The sequence below is a fragment of the Pseudomonas sp. PA27(2017) genome, from assembly GCF_001945445.1.
Taxonomy (GTDB): domain Bacteria; phylum Pseudomonadota; class Gammaproteobacteria; order Pseudomonadales; family Pseudomonadaceae; genus Aquipseudomonas.
This window is the reverse complement of the sequence record NZ_MSXW01000018.1, coordinates 1-17,080: the sequence shown is the minus strand read 5'-3', so window position 1 is coordinate 17,080 and position 17,080 is coordinate 1. Positions and strand designations below refer to the sequence as shown.

Sequence of the window (17,080 nt, the reverse complement as noted above, 5' to 3'; positions counted from 1 at the left end):
CCTGGCCGTTACGCTGTTCTGCACGGTATCCGCTGCCGCGCAGGCATGCCAGGCCCTCTTCACCAAGGAGACCGCATGCCGCATCACACACCCTTGATTGCGACGATCGCTGCCGGCTTCGTGCTGGCCTACCTGTTCGGCAGCCTGGCCAACCGCCTGCGCCTGTCGCCACTGGTAGGCTACCTGCTGGCTGGCGTGATCGTCGGCCCCTTCACTCCTGGCTTCGTTGCCGACAAGGAGCTGTCCCACGAAATCTCCGAGATCGGCGTGATCCTGCTGATGTTCGGCGTGGGCCTGCACTTCTCCCTCAAAGACCTGATGTCGGTCAAACACATCGCCATTCCCGGCGCCGTGGTGCAGATCGCCGTCGCCACGCTGATGGGCATGGGCCTGTCCTGGGCGATGGGCTGGGGCTGGGGGGCCGGCCTGGTGTTCGGCCTGGCGCTGTCGGTGGCCAGTACCGTGGTGCTGCTGCGCGCCCTGGAAGAGCGCCAGCTGATCGACACCCGCCGCGGCAAGATCGCCGTCGGCTGGCTGATCGTCGAGGACCTGGTGATGGTCCTGGCCCTGGTGCTCCTGCCGGCGCTGTCCGGCGTACTCGGGGGCATTCCCCAGGGCGACGGCTCCAGCAGCATCGGCATGCAGTTGCTAATCACCCTCGGCAAGGTCAGCGCCTTCGTGGTGCTGATGATCGTGGTCGGCCGCCGGGTCATTCCCTGGCTGCTGGAGCGCAGCGCCGGCACCGGTTCGCGCGAGCTGTTCACCCTCGCCGTGCTGGCCATCGCCATGGGCATCGCCTACGGCTCGGCGCAGCTGTTCGGCGTGTCTTTCGCCCTCGGCGCGTTCTTCGCCGGGATGATCCTCAACGAGTCGGAGTACAGCCACAAGGCTGCCGAAGATTCGCTGCCGCTGCGCGACGCCTTCGCGGTGCTGTTCTTCGTTTCGGTGGGCATGCTGTTCAACCCGGCGATCCTGCTCGAGCAGCCGCTGCTGGTGATCGGCACCTTCCTGGTCATCGTGCTCGGCAAGTCGCTGGCGGCGATGCTCATCGTGCTGGCCTTCCGCAAACCGCTGAGCACCGCGCTGACCATCTCGGTGAGCCTGGCGCAGATCGGCGAATTCTCGTTCATCCTCATCGGCCTGGGCATCGGCCTGAATCTGGTACCGGAAGCGGCGCGTGACCTGGTGCTGGCCGGCGCGATCCTGTCGATCCTCTGCAACCCGCTGCTGTTTCTGGTCATCGACCGCCTGCAGCCGTGGCTGGACCGCCGCGAGAACACCACGCCGGCCGACCAGGTCACCGTGGAGCCGGACGAAGATCACGACCTGCACCCGATCACCGAGACCGGCCACGCCATCCTCATCGGCCATGGCCGGGTGGGCAGCCGCATCAGCCGGCGTCTGCGCGAGGAAGGCGTGCCGCTGGTGATCATCGACGACAACCGCACCCGCGCCCAGGAACTGCGCGAGGAAGGTTTCAGCGTAGTACTCGGCAACGCCGCCAGCACTCACGTGCTGGAGCTGGCCAACGTCACGTCGGCGCGCTGGCTGATGATCGCCATCCCCAACAGCCTGGAAGCCGGGCAGATCGCCATTCACGGCCGCCAGGCCAACGCCGATCTGGACATCATTGCCCGCGCTCACTTCGATGACGAGGTCGACTATCTGCAGACCCACGAAGCCGATCTGGTGGTGATGGGCGAGCGGGAAATCGCCCGGGTGATGTTCGAGCGTCTCGGCCTGCAGGCGCCCGCACCGGTTTCCCCGCTACAGGTCATCCCGCCCGGCCTGGCGAGCTGACGCCCAGGCAGCCCGGCACCCGATTCACGGCGGCAACTGTCACCGTGGATCGGGTAAGCTGGGCGCTCCTCGTCATGAGTTCGCCTGCCATGCTGACCCTCGGCAACCTGTTCATTCTGATGCTGCTCGCGGCCGGCGCCGCCTGGCTGTGGCACGGCCACGGCATTCGCGAACGCGCGCTGATACGGGTCAAGCAGCACTGCGCCAAGCTGGATATCGAACTGCTCGATGGCAACGTGGCCTTCCAGCGCTTCGCCATCGTGCGTGATGGCAGCGGCAATCGCCGCTTCGCGCGGGTCTACGGCTTCGAATTCACGGTAACGGGCGAACAGCGCCATGCCGGGCGCATCGTCATGTTCGGAGCCCACGTGGGCACCATCGAGCTTGACCCCTACCCGTTTCGTGAGCCGCCAGAGGCCTTGCCACCGGTAGTCGAAGCGACGCCGGCACCAGCGCCGCGCAAGACCGGCCAGGTGATCGAACTGCAACAATGGCGCCGCGATCACCCCGCTTCGCGCGACTGATTGGCCTGGCCCCTGTGCTATCGTCGGCCGCCCACCTTCCTGGCTGACCCGCATTGACGTCCTCCCGCCCCCTGCGCATCGCACTGCTGACCGCCCTGTTGCTGGCCGGCCTGTGCCTGAGTGCCTACCTGGCCGAACGCCAGGCCGAGCGCCAGCGTCTGCAGGAGGCCGGGCAACAGGCGCAGGAACAACTGGCGGCCTACGCCGGCACACTGCAGACGCTGATCGACCGCTACCGCGCCCTACCCGCCGTGCTGGCGCTCGACCCGGAACTCGTCGAAGCACTGCAAAGCCCGCTCACCGCGGTGCTGCAACACCGTCTGAACATCAAGCTGGAGGCCATCAATGCCGCGGCGCACTCCTCCACGCTGCAGGTGATGAACGCCGACGGCCTGGGCGTTGCGGCCAGCAACTGGCGCCTGCCGACCAGCTACGTCGGCCATGACTACAGCTTTCGCCCCTACTTCAGCGAAGCCCGTGATCACGACACCGGGCGTTTCTACGCCGTGGGCGTGACCAGCGGCATTCCCGGCTACTTCCTCTCCCACGCGGTGCGCGATGCCCGCGGAAGGTTCCTCGGCACCGTGGTGGTCAAGCTGGAGTTTCCCAGCATCGAGCAGGCCTGGAGCCAGAGCCCCCACGTACTGCTGGTCAGTGATCGCCAGGGCATCACCTTCATCGCCAACCGCCCGGCTTGGCGCTACCGCGAGCTGCAGCCGATTGCCGCGCCGGTGCGCGAGACTCTGGCCGCCACCCGCCAGTACGACAAGAAACCGCTGGCACCACTGAGTTATCGACAGCGCCAGGCCCTGGGCGATGATGGTCGCCTGGTGCGCATCGTCAACCGCGAACTGGCCGGCGATTACCTGTGGGAAACCCGCGAACTGGCCAGCGAGGGCTGGACCCTGCACCTGCTACGCGATACCCGCAGCCTCGCCGGCAGCAGCTACACCGCGGCCCTGGCCGCAGGCGGTACCTGGCTGGCGCTGTTCCTGCTGGGCCTGGTGCTGCACCAGCGCTGGCGCATCGCCCGCCTGCGCCAGCGTACCGCCGATGAGCTACAGGCCCTGGTCGAACAGCGTACCGCGGCGCTGCGTACCGCCCAGGACGGCCTGGTCCAGGCGGCCAAGCTGGCGGCGCTGGGGCAGATGTCGGCGGCGCTGGCCCATGAGATCAACCAGCCGCTCACCGCCCTGCAGGTGCATCTCGGCACGCTGCGCATGATCCTGGCCGATGGCGAACTGGAAGAAGCGCGCCAATCGCTGGTGCGCCATGAGGAACTGCTGCAGCGTATGGCCGCCCTGGCCGGCCACCTGAAAACCTACGCCCGCAAAAGCCCCGGTGGCCTGCGCGAAACCCTGGAACTGGGCGCCGTGCTCGACAAGGCCCTGCAGTTGCTGGAGCCGCGCCTACGAGACGTTGCGGTGCAAATCCAGCGCACGCCCGAGCAGCCGGCCTGGGTCGCCGGTGATGCCATCCGCCTGGAGCAGGTGCTGGTCAACCTGATCCGTAATGCGCTGGATGCCATGCAGGACTGCCCGGCGCCGCACCTGGGCCTGGAACTCGCGCTCGATGGCGATCACTGGCTGCTGCATGTCGACGACTCCGGCAGCGGTATCGCCGCCGAGGCCCTGCCGCAGTTGTTCGATCCTTTCTTCACCACCAAACCGGTGGGCGACGGCCTGGGCCTCGGCCTGGCGGTTTCCTACGCCATCGTCCGTGAACTGGACGGCCACCTGCAGGCCGACAACCGTCCTGAGGGCGGCGCGCGGTTCACCCTGCGCCTGCCCGTCGCCACTGCCCCACAGGAGCTGCCATGAAACCCAGTGTGATATTCGTCGACGACGAGGCACCGATCCGCGACGCCGTGCGCCAGTGGCTGGAGCGTTCAGGCTTCGAGGTGCACCTGTGCGCCAGCGGCCGCGAATGCCTGGAGCGACTGCCCGAGGATTACCCCGGCGTGGTGGTCAGCGACCTGCGTATGCCGGGCATGGACGGCATGGCGCTGCTCGAACAGGTGCAGGCCCGCGACCCCGAATTGCCATTCCTGCTGGTCTCGGCCCACGGCGACGTGCCCCAGGCCGTGGAAGCCATGCGCCTGGGCGCCTATGACTTCATCGAGAAGCCGTTCACCCCGGAACGCCTGCTCGGCAGCCTGCGCCGCGCCCTGGAGAAACGCCAGCTGACCCGCGAGAACCACCAGTTGCGCCAGCAGGTCGAGCACAAGGACGAACTGGCCGGGCGCCTGCTCGGCTCGTCCGCCACCATGGTACAGCTACGCCGCCAGGTGCTGGAGCTGGCACAAACGCCGGCCAACGTGCTGATGCGCGGTGAGACCGGTAGCGGCAAGGAGCTGGTCGCTCGCTGCCTGCACGACTTCGGCCCGCGCGCCAAGGGCCCCTTCGTGGCGCTTAACTGCGCGGCCATCCCGGAAAACCTGTTCGAAAGCGAGCTGTTCGGCCACGAAAGCGGCGCCTTTACCGGCGCTCAGGGCAAGCGCATCGGCAAGATCGAACACGCCAACGGCGGCACCCTGTTTCTCGACGAAATCGAAAGCATGCCCCTGGGCCAGCAGGTCAAGTTGCTGCGCGTACTCCAGGAGCGCCAGCTGGAGCGGCTCGGCTCCAACCAGGTGATCAGCCTCGATTTGCGGGTGGTCACCGCCACCAAGCCGGACCTGCACGAGCGCGTGCGCGAGGGCAGCTTTCGCCAGGACCTGCTCTACCGACTCAACGTCGCCGAGCTGCAACTGCCGGCGCTGCGCGAGCATCGCGAGGACGTGCCGCTGCTGTTCGAGTACCACGCCCGGCAGATCGCCGAGCGCTTCGAGCGACCGCTGCCGCCGGTCACCCCGGCATTGCTCGCTCAGTTGCTGGCCCACGACTGGCCGGGCAACGTGCGCGAGCTGGTCAATGCTGCCGAACGCCACGTACTGGCGCTGCCCGCGTCGGCTAGCCAATCGGCCACTGTGGATAACTCCCTCGGTGCACGCATGGAAGCCTTCGAGGCGCAATGCTTGCGCGAGGCCCTGGCCAGTTGCCACGGCGACATGAAGCAGGTGACGGAACTGCTGCAGCTGCCGCGCCGTACCTTGAACGAAAAGATGCAGCGCCACGGCCTGCTACGCACCGACTTTCTCGACAGCGAGCAGCAACCTGCCAGCTGAGCCGCACCTGGCAGCTTTCCGCTAGCACTCGAGTTGCACTGGCGGATTCCCGCTAGCAAAACCTCCGTCGATCTCGCCGAAAGGCCCGTACCACGGGCCTTTCGCACCCTGGCACAGCCCCTGCAATAGGCCCTGCCAGCGCCGTCTCCGGCGTACAAGAATAATGACGAGATCGAGGTTCCCCGATGGAAAGCACCAGCACGCTGTCTGCCTCTGCGCCCACGCGCACCACATCCCAACGCGTCAAATCGATTTTCAGCGGTTCGGTCGGCAACCTGGTCGAGTGGTACGACTGGTACGTCTACGCCGCCTTCTCCCTGTACTTCGCCAAGGCCTTCTTCCCGCAAGGCGACCTGACTGCCCAGTTGCTCAGTACCGCCGCGATCTTCGCCGTGGGCTTCCTGATGCGCCCGATCGGCGGCTGGCTGATGGGCATCTACGCCGACCGCAAGGGCCGCAAGGCCGCGCTGCTGGCCTCGGTGCTGCTGATGTGCTTCGGCTCGCTGATCATCGCCCTGACGCCCAGCTATGAAACCATCGGCGTCGCCGCACCAGTCTTGCTGGTAGTCGCACGTTTGCTGCAGGGCCTGTCGGTCGGTGGCGAATACGGCACCTCGGCCACCTACCTCTCGGAGATGGCCACCAAGGAGCGCCGCGGCTTCTTCTCCAGCTTCCAGTACGTGACGCTGATCTCCGGCCAGCTCATCGCCCTGGCGGTGCTGATCATCCTGCAGCAGACCCTGACCGTCGAACAGCTGGAAACCTGGGGCTGGCGCGTACCATTCGTGATCGGTGCGCTGTGCGCGGTAGTGGCCATGTACCTGCGTCGCGGCATGGAAGAAACCGACTCGTTCAAGAAGACCGAGGCGCCGAAGGAAAACATCATGCGCACCCTGCTGCGCCATCCTAAGGAGCTGCTCACCGTGGTCGGCCTGACCATGGGCGGCACCCTGGCCTTCTACACCTACACCACTTACATGCAGAAGTACCTGGTCAACACCGTGGGCATGAGCAAGAACGACTCGACCATGATTTCGGCCGCCACGCTGTTCCTGTTCATGCTGCTGCAACCACTGGTCGGTGCGCTTTCCGACAAGATCGGCCGTCGCCCGATCCTGATCGCCTTCGGCGTACTGGGCACGCTGTTCACCTACCCGATCCTGACTACCCTGCACACGGTGCAGAGCTGGTGGGGTGCGTTCTTCCTGATCATGGCGGCGCTGATCATCGTCAGCGGCTACACCTCGATCAACGCGGTGGTAAAGGCCGAGCTGTTCCCCACCGAGATCCGCGCCTTGGGCGTCGGCCTGCCGTACGCGCTGACCGTGTCGATCTTCGGCGGCACCGCCGAGTACGTGGCGCTGTGGTTCAAGAGCGTGGGCATGGAGAGTGGCTTCTACTGGTACGTGACTGGCTGCATCGCCTGCTCGCTGCTGGTGTACATCACCATGAAGGACACCCGCACCCACTCGCGGATCACCACGGACTAAGCCTGCCAGGCCGGGCGCCCTGGGCGGCGCCCTTCTAGAACCTGTTGACGATCTATCGGCTCGGCATCAGCGCTTTGGCTGCAAAGCGGCGGGAGCGGCCGTTATCCGATCCATTGTGGGAGCCGCGACCCCGCGGCGAATCGCTCAGGCACCGCCGAAATAGGCAGTCAGGCTGCAATCGTTTCGCCCCGAGGTCGGGGCTCCCACAGGTTGGTTTGAGTGTCTGCTCCTGCCTTGTAGCAGACTCTTTATGCCGCCTAAAAAAGATCGTCAACAGATCCTTAGAGCCGGCAGGCTGCCATGCTGGTCTGTAGCGCCGCTTCGTTCTGAGGGCCGGCGAAGATCAACTCCAGCCGCGAGTCCTTGCGCCACTCGCTGTTCTGCCAATGCAGCGCCTGGCCTTTCAGGGCATTGGCCGACAGCCAGCCGGCATTGGTTTGCAGCACCAGCTTGGCGCGCCGCCAGGGCAACGTCGCCAGCCATTGCTGGATGGCCAGCAGGTCGAAGCGCTGGCTAGAGTGCCAGCGCCAGCCGATGCTCCAGCCTTCGGGCTGACTCTGGATCAGGCAAATCGGCTCATCCGCGCTACGCCAAACCATAGACGGTGGGAGTGGTCCATCGGGCAACGCGTCGCCCGGACTCGCCGCGCGTGCTTCGGCCTGGGGCAGCCCCTCGAACGGCAGGCGGCCCTGGCTGGTCCAGTACGGTACCAGCGGCAGCTCGGCTTCCAAACGCACACGGCTGGCAGCGTCCAGCCCCTCGCTCTTGTTCAGCACCAGCAGTCGGGCATGGGGAAATGCCTCACGCTGGCTGTCAGACAGCGGCTCACCGGCGGCCAATGCTGCGGCGTCGAGCACCATCACCAAGGGTTGCACGGCTAGCACGCCTTCCCAGGGCACCTGGCCAAGCTGTTCGAGCAAGCTCAGCGGATGACCGAGCCCGGACGGTTCGATGAACAGCCGATCCGGTTTGGCCTTGCGCAGCAGCCGGCCCAGGCCGACCTGGAACGGCACACCGTTGACGCAGCACAGGCAGCCACCGGCCACCTCGCTGAAACTCAGGCCATCTTCATCGCGGGCCAGCAGGGCGGCGTCCAGGCCGATCTGTCCGAACTCGTTGATCAGCACCGCCCAGCGCTCATGGGCAGGGCGCTGCGCCAGCAGCTGACGGATCAGGCTGGTCTTGCCGGCGCCCAATGGGCCGGCGATCAGGTGGGTGGGGATCTGGTTCATCATGGCGCTATGGTGAAGGCTCCGCGCCCCTGGGAAAAGCCCGGCTTGCGCTGATCGAGCAGCCCACCTAAAGTCGCCGCATCTCTGATGGAGTCGTTGCGATGCGCCGTTTGCTGCCCCTGCTGTTGTGTGGTTTGTCCGGCCTGGCCTGGGGCGAAGCCTGCGTGGTGCACAGCCAGGCCGAACGGCTGGACGTGAAGGTCTGCCAGCAGAACCGCAGCATCCCGCCGAACCTGTTCCGCACCGGTTTCTGCCAGCCGCAGCTCAAGGGCCAGAAGGTCGACGTCAGCTTCGTCGAGCAATGCCCGGTCGGCGCCTTCGGTGTGTGCCGCAATGCCCGTGTCGGCGGCACGCCGTATCAGCAGGACATCCACTACTACGGCGTCGCTGAAGACGCCGCGTACCTCAAGCCCTTTTGCGAAAGCCAAAGCAAGGGAGTGTGGATGGCCTACTAAGAGCCTGTTCACAATCTTTCAAACCCAGGTTCGCCGATTTTGGCAGCCAAGCGGCAGGGCGGTCATCGGTGCAATATCTATGGGAGCGGCGAACGGCTGCCATTGCCTTGTAGCTGCGGCTCCATGCACACACAGATCGTGAACAGATTCCAAGCCGTCATTCAATCGTCATCTCCATCGGCGTTAATACAGTCTCTCTTGGCTACCGGACAGGCCCGGTGGCGATGTTGCTGCGCCCAGGCGCAGCATTTTTTTGTCCGCGATTCAGGCCAGCCAGTCCAAGGTCAGCAGCAGACGACGCTCACCGGCCGGCAAGGCCGGCGAGCGATGGATCAGCCCGCGCCCTTCGTTGCCTACCCAGCGCTCACCTTTGACCAGCGCCACATGGCCACAACCGATCTGCTCGATCATTGCGTTCGCCTTGGGCAACGCCTGCGTGCCGCCCAACAGCTGACGCGGCAGGTCGCCTTCGGCCAGCCACTGACTACCGGGGCCGGCGTAGCTGGTGATCAGCCGGAGCGGCACGTGGTCGACGTGAAAGCGCGGGCACATGGCGCCATCCAACGCGCGCAGGCGCAGGCCGATACGGCGCGCATCGAGCAGGCAGGCATAGGCACGCACCAGCCAGGCGACGTCCGCCAGAAACGCCGCTTGGCCGGGCAGGTCGCTGTAGCCGCCGAGCAGCCCATGCAGCACCGGCTCGGCCTCCGGATCGGCCAGTTCGATGCTCAGCGATTCGGCCAGCGGCTCGCCCTGAGCCAGCAAGCTGCTGGCGAATGTGGCCAGATGCTCGGGCAACTGACGCTGCCAGACTGCCAGGTTGACCTCATCGCGCAGGGCCTCGCCCAACACGTCGATGCGCTCGCTGCTGACCTGCAGCGGCGCCGGCTTGGTCTTCAGTGCCAGCATCAGGCGGCCTCCTGCCAGGGGCCGAACGGGTCGGGCAGGCGCAGCCAGTTCTCGGTACCGGCGGCCATTTCCGCATCGCTGAGCAGGCAGTCGTCCAATTCGGCGTGCAGTTGGGCGAAGTCGATGTGCTGGCCGATGAACACCAATTCCTGGCGGCAATCACCGCTGGCCTTGTCCCACTGGCGGATGATGCCCTTGAGCGCGTCATCGTCCTGGGGCCACTGGCTCTTCGGCACGAAGCGCCACCAGCGCCCGGCGAGGCCATGGCGCATCAGGCCGCCGGCCTGGGACCAGCTGCCCGCCTCCTGATACTTGCTGGCCAGCCAGAAGAAACCCTTGGAGCGCAGCAGCCGGCCATTGGTCCACTCGCGGCTGAGGAAATCGAAGAATCGCTGCGGGTGGAACGGCCTCCGCGCCCGGTAGGCGCTGGACGCGATGCCGTATTCCTCGGTCTCCGGCACGTGCTCGCCACGCAACTCCTTGAGCCAGCCGGGCGACTCGGCGGCGCGCTCGAAGTCGAACAGGCCGGTGTTGAGAATGGCCTCCAGCGGTACCGCGCCCATGCTCATCGGCACGATCCTGGCGCGGGTGTTGAGGCCGCGCAGGATGGCAGTCAGTTCTTCGCGCTCGGCCTGGCTGATCAGGTCGATCTTGCTGATCAGCAGTACGTCGGCGAATTCGATCTGCTCGATCAGCAGGTCGGTGATCGAGCGCTCGTCTTCCTCGCCCAGGGTTTCACCGCGGCTGGCCAGGCTCTGCGCGGCCTGGAAGTCGGGCAAGAAATTCACCCCGTCGACCACCGTGACCAGCGTATCAAGGCGCGCCAGATCGGCGAGGCTCTGGCCCTGCTCGTCGCGAAAGGTAAAGGTCTCGGCCACCGGCAGCGGTTCGGAAATGCCGGTGGACTCGATCAGCAGATAGTCGAAGCGACCGTCGCGGGCCAGCTTGCTGACCTCCTCGAGCAGGTCTTCGCGCAGGGTGCAGCAGATGCAGCCATTGCTCATCTCGACCAGCTTCTCTTCCGCGCGGTTTAGGCTGACGCCCTTCTGCACCTCGCTGCCGTCGATGTTGATTTCACTCATGTCGTTGACGATCACCGCAACGCGCAGGCCGTCGCGGTTCTTCAGCACATGGTTGAGCAGAGTGCTCTTGCCGGCTCCGAGAAAGCCGGAAAGCACGGTAACGGGAAGGCGGTCGGGCATGGCGGGGTCCTCATCGGCATCAGGGTTCACAGGTCACGTTGGTGGCGTTCGCGCTGTTCTTCGCGCTCTTTCGCCTCGATACACAGGGTGGCGGTAGGCCGCAGCAGCAGGCGCCGCAGGCCGATCGGCTCGCCGGTCTCCCGGCACCAGCCGTACTCGCCTCGAGCCAGGCGTTCGAGGGCCTGGTCGATCTTGTCGAGCAGCTTCTTTTCCCGCTCCAGCAGGCGCAGTTGCCACTGGCGCTGTTCTTCGCGGCTGGCGATATCGGCCTCGTCGGCGGGGCGTTCCTGCTCCCGCAGCTCGCCGAACTCTTCGTCGATGCGCTGTTGCAACTCCTCGCGCTGGCGGATCAGCAGGTCACGGAAGAACGCCTGCTGAGCGTCGTTCAGGTAGGCCTCGGCAGGCAGGGCCAGCAATTCATCGGCAGTCATGATGGGCTCGAACTCGATTCAATTGTTATAACATAACATTAAACCAAGTATTGTCATGCCGAACATTCAGAGGAAGCCGATGAACAGCTCGACCACCCTGCCCGATATCGCCGCACAACGCAGTGCTCACCCAACCCCGCCGCTGGACTGGGTGGGCATGCGCGGCATCGCCCTGCCAGTGCGACTGGGCGAGCATCCGATCAACGCCCGGATAGACGCGGGCGTCAGCCTGGACGATGGCCAGACGCGCGGCATCCACATGTCGCGTCTTTATCTGGCTCTGGCCGCGTTGCAGGACGAACCGCTGTCGCCCGCTCTGTTGCGCCGGGTACTAGAGGATTTTCTGGGCACTCACCACGGGCTTTCGCAATGCGCATACCTGAAGTTGCGTGGCGACTGGCTGATCCCCCGTCCGGCGCTGATCAGCGCACTGGCCGGCTACAAGGCCTACCCGCTGACCCTCGACGCCCGCCTCGACCCGGCGGGTTTCCACCTGGAGCTGGGTCTGCAGGTGGCCTATTCATCGACCTGCCCCTGCTCGGCCGCCCTCGCCCGGCAGTTGATCCAGCAACGCTTTAGCGATGACTTTGCCGATCGCCCGCTGGATTTCGACGCCCTGCACGCCTGGCTGGGCAGCACCGGCATCGTCGCCACGCCCCACAGCCAGCGCAGCGATGCACATATTCGTGTGCGCCTGGCCGACGAAACCGACGCGCTGCCCTTTATGACGCTGCTCGACGGCGCCGAAGCCGCCCTGGGTACCGCCGTGCAGACCGCCGTCAAACGCGCCGATGAACAGGCCTTCGCGTTGGCCAACGGCCAGAACCTGATGTTCTGCGAAGACGCCGCTCGCCGCCTGCACCAGGCGTTACTGGCGATGCCGGACATCGCCGCCTTCCATATCCAGGTGACCCACGCCGAAAGCCTGCACGCCCATGATGCGGTGGCGCGCGTTAGCCACGGCTGGTGCTGAGGCCCGCCTGCGCTATGCCGATTTCGTCATCGCGCCGATGCAAATCCCTCAAGCCGCGCGTCTCGCCCGGCGTCACCCTGTGAGCCTACGAAGGGCATACAGGCGCAGCGTCCATGAAACGCATCGAGGTGATCGATTCCCACACCGGCGGCGAGCCGACACGGCTGGTGATCAGCGGTTTCCCCGACCTGGGCACAGGCAGCATGGCCGAGCGCAAGCAGCGCCTGGCCACCGAGCATGACCACTGGCGTACTGCGGCGGTGCTCGAGCCGCGTGGCAGCGATGTGCTGGTCGGCGCCCTGCTCTGCGAGCCAGTGGATCCCGATGCCTGTGCCGGGGTGATCTTCTTCAACAATACCGGCTACCTCGGAATGTGCGGCCACGGCACCATCGGCCTGGTGGTGTCGCTGGCCCACATGGGCCGCATCGGCCCCGGCGTGCACCGGATCGAAACGCCGGTGGGCACCGTGGAGGCGACCCTGCACGAGGATCGCTCGGTGAGCGTGCGCAACGTGCCGTCCTACCGCTATCGCCAGGGCGTCGAGCTACAGGTGCCGGGCTACGGCCTGGTGCAGGGCGACATTGCCTGGGGCGGTAACTGGTTCTTCCTGATCGCCGAGCACGGCCAGCGTATTGCCGGTGACAACGTCGAAGCCCTGACCGCCTACACCTTCGCCGTGCAGAAGGCCCTGGAAGACCAGGGCATTCGCGGCGAGGACGGCGGCCTGATCGACCATATCGAGCTGTTTGCAGAAAATGAACAGCCGGAAGGCTCGCAGCCAAGCGTCGCGAGCGACGAGGAGGCAAGGCGGGAGCTGGCGAAAAAGCGCAGTTTACTGGCTGTAAATGAGCATTTTTCACCTGCTCCCAACGCCGCATCATCGAGCGCAGCAGCTTCGCTGCGAGCCGACAGCCGTAATTTCGTGCTTTGCCCCGGCAAAGCCTACGACCGCTCGCCCTGCGGCACCGGCACCAGCGCCAAGCTGGCCTGTCTGGCCGCCGACGGCAAGTTGCAGCCTGGCCAGACCTGGCGCCAGGCCAGCGTGATCGGCAGCCTGTTCGTGGGCACTTACCAGTGGCAGGGCGACAAGGTGATTCCGACCATCCGCGGGCGCGCCCATATCAGCGCCGAAGCCACCCTGCTGCTCGACCCGGAAGACCCCTTCGCCTGGGGCATTCGCCCATGAACCCGACGCGGGTCGCCGATGCGATCGTCATCGGCGCCGGCATCATCGGCGCCGCCTGCGCCCGCGAACTGGCCCGCCGTGGCCAGCAGGTGCTGGTGATCGACGCCGGCCTGCATGGCGCCACCGCCGCCGGCATGGGCCACCTGCTGGTACTCGATGATAACCAGGCCGAACTCGATATCAGCCGCTACTCGGTGCGCCGCTGGCGCGAGCTGGGCCCGCAACTGCCGGACGACTGCGCCTACCGCAACAACGGCACGCTGTGGCTGGCCGCCAACGAGCAGGAACTGGCGGCGGCCGAGGCCAAGTGCGTCAACCTGCGCGAAGAAGGCATCCACTGCGAAATGGTGGCGGGCCATGCGCTGCAGGCGATGGAACCGATCCTGCGCGACGGTTTGCATGGCGCCCTACGCCTGCCGGACGACGGCATTCTCTACGCACCAAACACCGCACGTTGGATGCTCGATGCCCCCGGCATTAAAGAACGGCGCGCCAAGGTGACGGAGCTCGACGGCAACCGCGTGCGACTCGACGACGGCAGTTGGTTGATTGCCGATGCCGTGGTGCTCGCCAACGGTACTCAAGCCGTGGAACTGTGCCCGGAGCTGCCCATCGCGGCGAAGAAAGGCCATCTGCTGATCACCGACCGCTACCCGCATCCGGTCACCCACACCATCACCGAGCTGAGCTACCTGAGCAGCGTGCACAACACCACTGGCGCCTCGGTGGCCTGCAATATCCAGCCGCGACCGACCGGCCAGCTGTTCATCGGTACCTCGCGGCAGTTCGATAACCTGGATCCCGAAGTGGATGGCTGGCTGCTAGCGCGCATGCTCAAACATGCCGCGAGCTATGCGCCCGGCCTGGCCCGCCTCAATGGCATTCGTGCGTGGGCGGGCTTTCGTGCAGCCACGCCGGACGGCATGCCGCTGATCGGCCAGCACCCCGCACAGCCAGGCCTGTGGCTGGCGGTCGGCCATGAGGGGCTGGGTGTTACCGCCGCCCCGGCGACGGCCGATCTGCTCGCTGCGCTGATGGGGGGCGAGGCCGAACCCATCCCGGCGGCCGCTTATCTGCCCGAACGTTACCTGAGAGCACACGCCCATGCCTGACTTGCACCTGGACGGCCGGCCACTCAGCGTACCGTCGGGCACCACGGTCGCTGCCGCCCTGGCACTGAGCGGCGACGGCAGCACGCGCACCTCGCTGAGCGGTGATCGCCGAGCGCCCTTGTGCGGCATGGGCGTGTGCCAGGAATGCCGGGTGACCATCGACGGCCTGCGCCGCCTGGCCTGCCAGACCCTGTGTCGCGACGGCATGCAGGTGGAGACCCGGCCATGAACCAGAGCACCGATGTGCTGATCATCGGCGCTGGCCCGGCCGGTCTGTCGGCGGCCCTGGCTGCGGCCAGCGACGGCGCCCGGGTGGTGCTGGTCGACGACAACCCACTGCCCGGCGGGCAGATCTGGCGTGATGGCGCGCAGACCAGGGTGCCGGCTCAGGCGCGGCTGTTGCGTGAAGGCGTGGATAACCACGCTGCCATCCAGCGCCATGCTGCCACGCGCGTGGTGGCCAGGGCGGGGAGCGACGGCCTGCTGGTCGAGGATGCCGAGCGCGGCTGGGTGATCGGCTATCACCGGCTGATTCTCTGCACCGGTGCGCGCGAACTGTTACTGCCCTTTCCCGGCTGGACGCTGCCCGGTGTTACCGGAGCAGGCGGCCTGCAGGCACTGATCAAGGGCGGGCTACCGGTGACAGGCGAGCGTATCGTGATCGCCGGCAGCGGCCCGCTGTTGCTGGCCAGTGCCAGCACCGCGAAACAGGCTGGCGCCAAGGTGCTGCGCATCGCCGAGCAGGCCGCCGCAGGATCGGTCGCCGGCTTCGCCCTGCAACTGCCGCGCTGGCCGCACAAATGGCTGCAGGCCTTCGGCCTGTTCGACCGTGGCTACCGGCCCGGCACGCGGGTGACCACCGCGCTGGGCAGGGATCGCCTGGAAGGCGTGCGCCTGCAGCGCGGCGCTCGGGTCGAGGAACTGGAGTGCGATCGCCTGGCCTGCGGCTTCGGGCTGATCGCCAACACCGGGCTGGGCCAGGCCTTCGGCTGCGCGCTGGCCAACGACGCCATCGCCGTGGATACCTGGCAGGCGACCAGCGTGGTAGGCATCCATGCCGCCGGCGAATGCACCGGCTTCGGGGGCAGCGAGCTGGCGCTGGTGGAAGGGCGTATCGCCGGGCATGTGGCGGCCGGCAACCGCGAGGCCGCCCAACGGCTGTGGCCAGCACGCGCCCGCTGGAAGCGTTTCGCCGATGCGCTGCACCGGTACTTCGCCCTTGACCCGGCGTTCAAGAACTTTGCCAATGCGGACACCTTGCTGTGTCGCTGCGAAGACGTGCCCTACGCTGCCGTGGCCGGCCATGGCAGCTGGCGTGAGGCGAAACTGGCAACGCGCTGTGGAATGGGAGCCTGTCAGGGCCGGATATGCGGTGCGGCCACGCGCTATCTGTTCGATTGGCAGCCAGCGGCGCCCCGCCCGCCCTTCAGCCCAGCGCGAATCGACACGCTGATGAAGCTGGAAACGCCATCCCAGAGCGGTTGAGATGGGAATCAATCCTATTCTTCACTACCTATTGGGTTGCACACATCAAACGGTAACAAAGCGGGTAGTGCGGTAACGCTTTTGTGCTCAAAAACACACCAGGGAAAACGCTGAAAATTCTAAGCCATTGATAAATATAGATATTCTAAAATTGGCACAGGTTATGCTCTATGTCTCGCACAACAAAAATAACAAGACACATCTGATAACAAGAACAAGACAACGGCTCTAGCATAAGAAAGACAAAAACGCAGAGACGCAGCTAACTGATTTCTTTGGAGAGGACCGCCCTCGGGCTTGTACCGCAACCGGGTCGAGAACAATAAAACTGCTTTGTAAGGCAGCGACAGACGGGTTGGATCTCAGGATCACGGCAACATCAGCGTCCAAACAAATCCGTTCGCTCTTGGCCTCGCTTGGAGGCCTCGGCTAAAACAAGAACAAAAGGCCGGTAGCACTAATAAGAACGATGATTCGAACAAGATTTGGGGGAGCCTCGGCTCCCCCTTCTGCTTTCTGGCGTTCAGCTTTTCCCCCACCTCCATGGCTACGGCCAGCTCCTTCTTTTCGAACGCCTCCGGCGTCAATCCGTAGCCCTGACGCGGCCCCAGCGGATAACGCATGCGCCCTGCGAAAGCGTGTTTGCCCTCGATCGACTGCCGTGACGACAATTCTGTCGGATGGCCACAATAGATTCGCCCCGAGTCGGGGCACCTACGTGTCTGATGATCTCTCGCGATCCGGCGGGAGCCGTGACCTCGCGGCGAATAGCGGCCGTGACGCAGATTCTGTCGTATGGCCACAATCGCTTCGCCCCGGGTCGGGGCTCCTACGGGCCCGATGATCTCTCGCGATCCTGTGGGAGCCGTGACCTCGCGGCGAATAGCGGCCGTGACGCAGATTCTGTCGTATGGCCACAATCGCTTCGCCCCGGGTCGGGGCTCCTACGGGCCCGATGATCTCTCGCGATCCTGTGGGAGATTCTATGTCAAGGATCCCCCTTTTTCGGGGTTGTAATCGACCTGCTTCTGCATCAGCGCAAAGGCGATACGAGCGAGTTTACGGGCCAGGATGGTCAGGGCTTCTGTTCGCTTGAGCCCACGCTTGAGGTAGC

General features: G+C 65.6%; 15 protein-coding genes. 11 read left to right on the top strand and 4 right to left on the bottom strand.

What is annotated here, in order from left to right:
* Window positions 1-75 precede the first annotated feature (75 nt).
* From ybaL to BVH06_RS09565, 5 genes are all read left to right on the top strand, one after another.
* Complete coding sequence (ybaL, locus tag BVH06_RS09585) at window positions 76-1,800, top strand: YbaL family putative K(+) efflux transporter (RefSeq protein WP_075933916.1); 1,725 nt, start codon at window positions 76-78, stop codon at window positions 1,798-1,800.
* An 89-nt stretch (window positions 1,801-1,889) separates the two neighbouring features.
* Complete coding sequence (locus BVH06_RS09580) at window positions 1,890-2,324, top strand: DUF3301 domain-containing protein (protein WP_075929087.1); 435 nt, start codon at window positions 1,890-1,892, stop codon at window positions 2,322-2,324.
* Window positions 2,325-2,377: 53 nt separating this feature from the next.
* Window positions 2,378-4,144 (top strand): ATP-binding protein, encoded by a 1,767-nt coding sequence (locus BVH06_RS09575; protein ID WP_075933915.1) that lies wholly within the window; start codon window positions 2,378-2,380, stop codon window positions 4,142-4,144.
* Window positions 4,141-5,490, top strand: coding sequence for a sigma-54 dependent transcriptional regulator (locus tag BVH06_RS09570; RefSeq protein ID WP_075933914.1), 1,350 nt, complete (start codon window positions 4,141-4,143; stop codon window positions 5,488-5,490). Before BVH06_RS09575 ends, BVH06_RS09570 begins: the two co-directional genes overlap by 4 nt.
* Window positions 5,491-5,675: 185 nt before the next feature.
* Window positions 5,676-6,980: an MFS transporter gene (locus BVH06_RS09565; RefSeq protein ID WP_075933913.1), complete on the top strand. Its 1,305-nt coding sequence runs from the start codon at window positions 5,676-5,678 to the stop codon at window positions 6,978-6,980.
* Between the two features lie 281 nt (window positions 6,981-7,261).
* Here BVH06_RS09565 and BVH06_RS09560 read toward each other — a convergent pair whose 3' ends face one another.
* Complete coding sequence (locus BVH06_RS09560) at window positions 7,262-8,215, bottom strand: GTP-binding protein (RefSeq protein ID WP_075933912.1); 954 nt, start codon at window positions 8,213-8,215, stop codon at window positions 7,262-7,264.
* 98 nt (window positions 8,216-8,313) lie between these two features.
* On the opposite strand from BVH06_RS09560, the gene BVH06_RS09555 reads away from it, so the two are divergent.
* The gene (locus BVH06_RS09555) at window positions 8,314-8,667 is read left to right on the top strand and encodes an NADH:ubiquinone oxidoreductase (protein WP_075929082.1); all 354 of its coding nucleotides are present in this window, start codon (window positions 8,314-8,316) and stop codon (window positions 8,665-8,667) included.
* 264 nt (window positions 8,668-8,931) lie between these two features.
* Here the strand turns inward: BVH06_RS09555 and BVH06_RS09550 are convergent, their stop codons facing one another.
* The 3 genes from BVH06_RS09550 to dksA are packed head-to-tail and all read right to left on the bottom strand — an operon-like array spanning window position 8,932 to window position 11,209.
* Window positions 8,932-9,576: a DUF1826 domain-containing protein gene (locus BVH06_RS09550; RefSeq protein WP_075933911.1), complete on the bottom strand. Its 645-nt coding sequence runs from the start codon at window positions 9,574-9,576 to the stop codon at window positions 8,932-8,934.
* Window positions 9,576-10,778, bottom strand: a complete 1,203-nt coding sequence (gene zigA / locus BVH06_RS09545) for a zinc metallochaperone GTPase ZigA (RefSeq protein WP_075933910.1) — start codon at window positions 10,776-10,778, stop codon at window positions 9,576-9,578. The genes BVH06_RS09550 and zigA overlap by 1 nt, the downstream gene beginning before the upstream one ends.
* A gap of 26 nt (window positions 10,779-10,804) precedes the next feature.
* Window positions 10,805-11,209 (bottom strand): RNA polymerase-binding protein DksA, encoded by a 405-nt coding sequence (gene dksA / locus BVH06_RS09540; protein WP_075929079.1) that lies wholly within the window; start codon window positions 11,207-11,209, stop codon window positions 10,805-10,807.
* Between the two features lie 79 nt (window positions 11,210-11,288).
* On the opposite strand from dksA, the gene folE2 reads away from it, so the two are divergent.
* The 5 genes from folE2 to BVH06_RS09510 all read left to right on the top strand — a co-directional run bounded on the left by folE2 (window position 11,289) and on the right by BVH06_RS09510 (window position 15,966).
* Window positions 11,289-12,182: a GTP cyclohydrolase FolE2 gene (folE2, locus tag BVH06_RS09535; RefSeq protein WP_075929078.1), complete on the top strand. Its 894-nt coding sequence runs from the start codon at window positions 11,289-11,291 to the stop codon at window positions 12,180-12,182.
* Between the two features lie 113 nt (window positions 12,183-12,295).
* Window positions 12,296-13,369, top strand: a complete 1,074-nt coding sequence (locus BVH06_RS26040) for a proline racemase family protein (RefSeq protein ID WP_083651964.1) — start codon at window positions 12,296-12,298, stop codon at window positions 13,367-13,369.
* A complete protein-coding gene (locus tag BVH06_RS09520) occupies window positions 13,366-14,481 on the top strand; it encodes an FAD-binding oxidoreductase (protein ID WP_075933909.1) in 1,116 nt (371 codons plus the stop codon). Before BVH06_RS26040 ends, BVH06_RS09520 begins: the two co-directional genes overlap by 4 nt.
* Complete coding sequence (locus tag BVH06_RS09515) at window positions 14,474-14,710, top strand: (2Fe-2S)-binding protein (protein WP_075929076.1); 237 nt, start codon at window positions 14,474-14,476, stop codon at window positions 14,708-14,710. The genes BVH06_RS09520 and BVH06_RS09515 overlap by 8 nt, the downstream gene beginning before the upstream one ends.
* Window positions 14,707-15,966 (top strand): FAD/NAD(P)-binding oxidoreductase, encoded by a 1,260-nt coding sequence (locus tag BVH06_RS09510; protein WP_075933908.1) that lies wholly within the window; start codon window positions 14,707-14,709, stop codon window positions 15,964-15,966. Before BVH06_RS09515 ends, BVH06_RS09510 begins: the two co-directional genes overlap by 4 nt.
* The last annotated feature ends 1,114 nt before the right edge of the window (window positions 15,967-17,080 follow it).

Coding starts and splice junctions, on each gene's coding strand:
- ybaL (WP_075933916.1), top strand. CDS start 76: ATGCCGCATCACACACCCTTGATTGCGACGATCGCTGCCGGCTTCGTG.
- BVH06_RS09580 (WP_075929087.1), top strand. CDS start 1,890: ATGCTGACCCTCGGCAACCTGTTCATTCTGATGCTGCTCGCGGCCGGC.
- BVH06_RS09570 (WP_075933914.1), top strand. CDS start 4,141: ATGAAACCCAGTGTGATATTCGTCGACGACGAGGCACCGATCCGCGAC.
- BVH06_RS09565 (WP_075933913.1), top strand. CDS start 5,676: ATGGAAAGCACCAGCACGCTGTCTGCCTCTGCGCCCACGCGCACCACA.
- BVH06_RS09560 (WP_075933912.1), bottom strand. CDS start 8,215: ATGATGAACCAGATCCCCACCCACCTGATCGCCGGCCCATTGGGCGCC.
- BVH06_RS09555 (WP_075929082.1), top strand. CDS start 8,314: ATGCGCCGTTTGCTGCCCCTGCTGTTGTGTGGTTTGTCCGGCCTGGCC.
- BVH06_RS09550 (WP_075933911.1), bottom strand. CDS start 9,576: ATGCTGGCACTGAAGACCAAGCCGGCGCCGCTGCAGGTCAGCAGCGAG.
- zigA (WP_075933910.1), bottom strand. CDS start 10,778: ATGCCCGACCGCCTTCCCGTTACCGTGCTTTCCGGCTTTCTCGGAGCC.
- dksA (WP_075929079.1), bottom strand. CDS start 11,209: ATGACTGCCGATGAATTGCTGGCCCTGCCTGCCGAGGCCTACCTGAAC.
- folE2 (WP_075929078.1), top strand. CDS start 11,289: ATGAACAGCTCGACCACCCTGCCCGATATCGCCGCACAACGCAGTGCT.
- BVH06_RS26040 (WP_083651964.1), top strand. CDS start 12,296: ATGAAACGCATCGAGGTGATCGATTCCCACACCGGCGGCGAGCCGACA.
- BVH06_RS09520 (WP_075933909.1), top strand. CDS start 13,366: ATGAACCCGACGCGGGTCGCCGATGCGATCGTCATCGGCGCCGGCATC.
- BVH06_RS09515 (WP_075929076.1), top strand. CDS start 14,474: ATGCCTGACTTGCACCTGGACGGCCGGCCACTCAGCGTACCGTCGGGC.
- BVH06_RS09510 (WP_075933908.1), top strand. CDS start 14,707: ATGAACCAGAGCACCGATGTGCTGATCATCGGCGCTGGCCCGGCCGGT.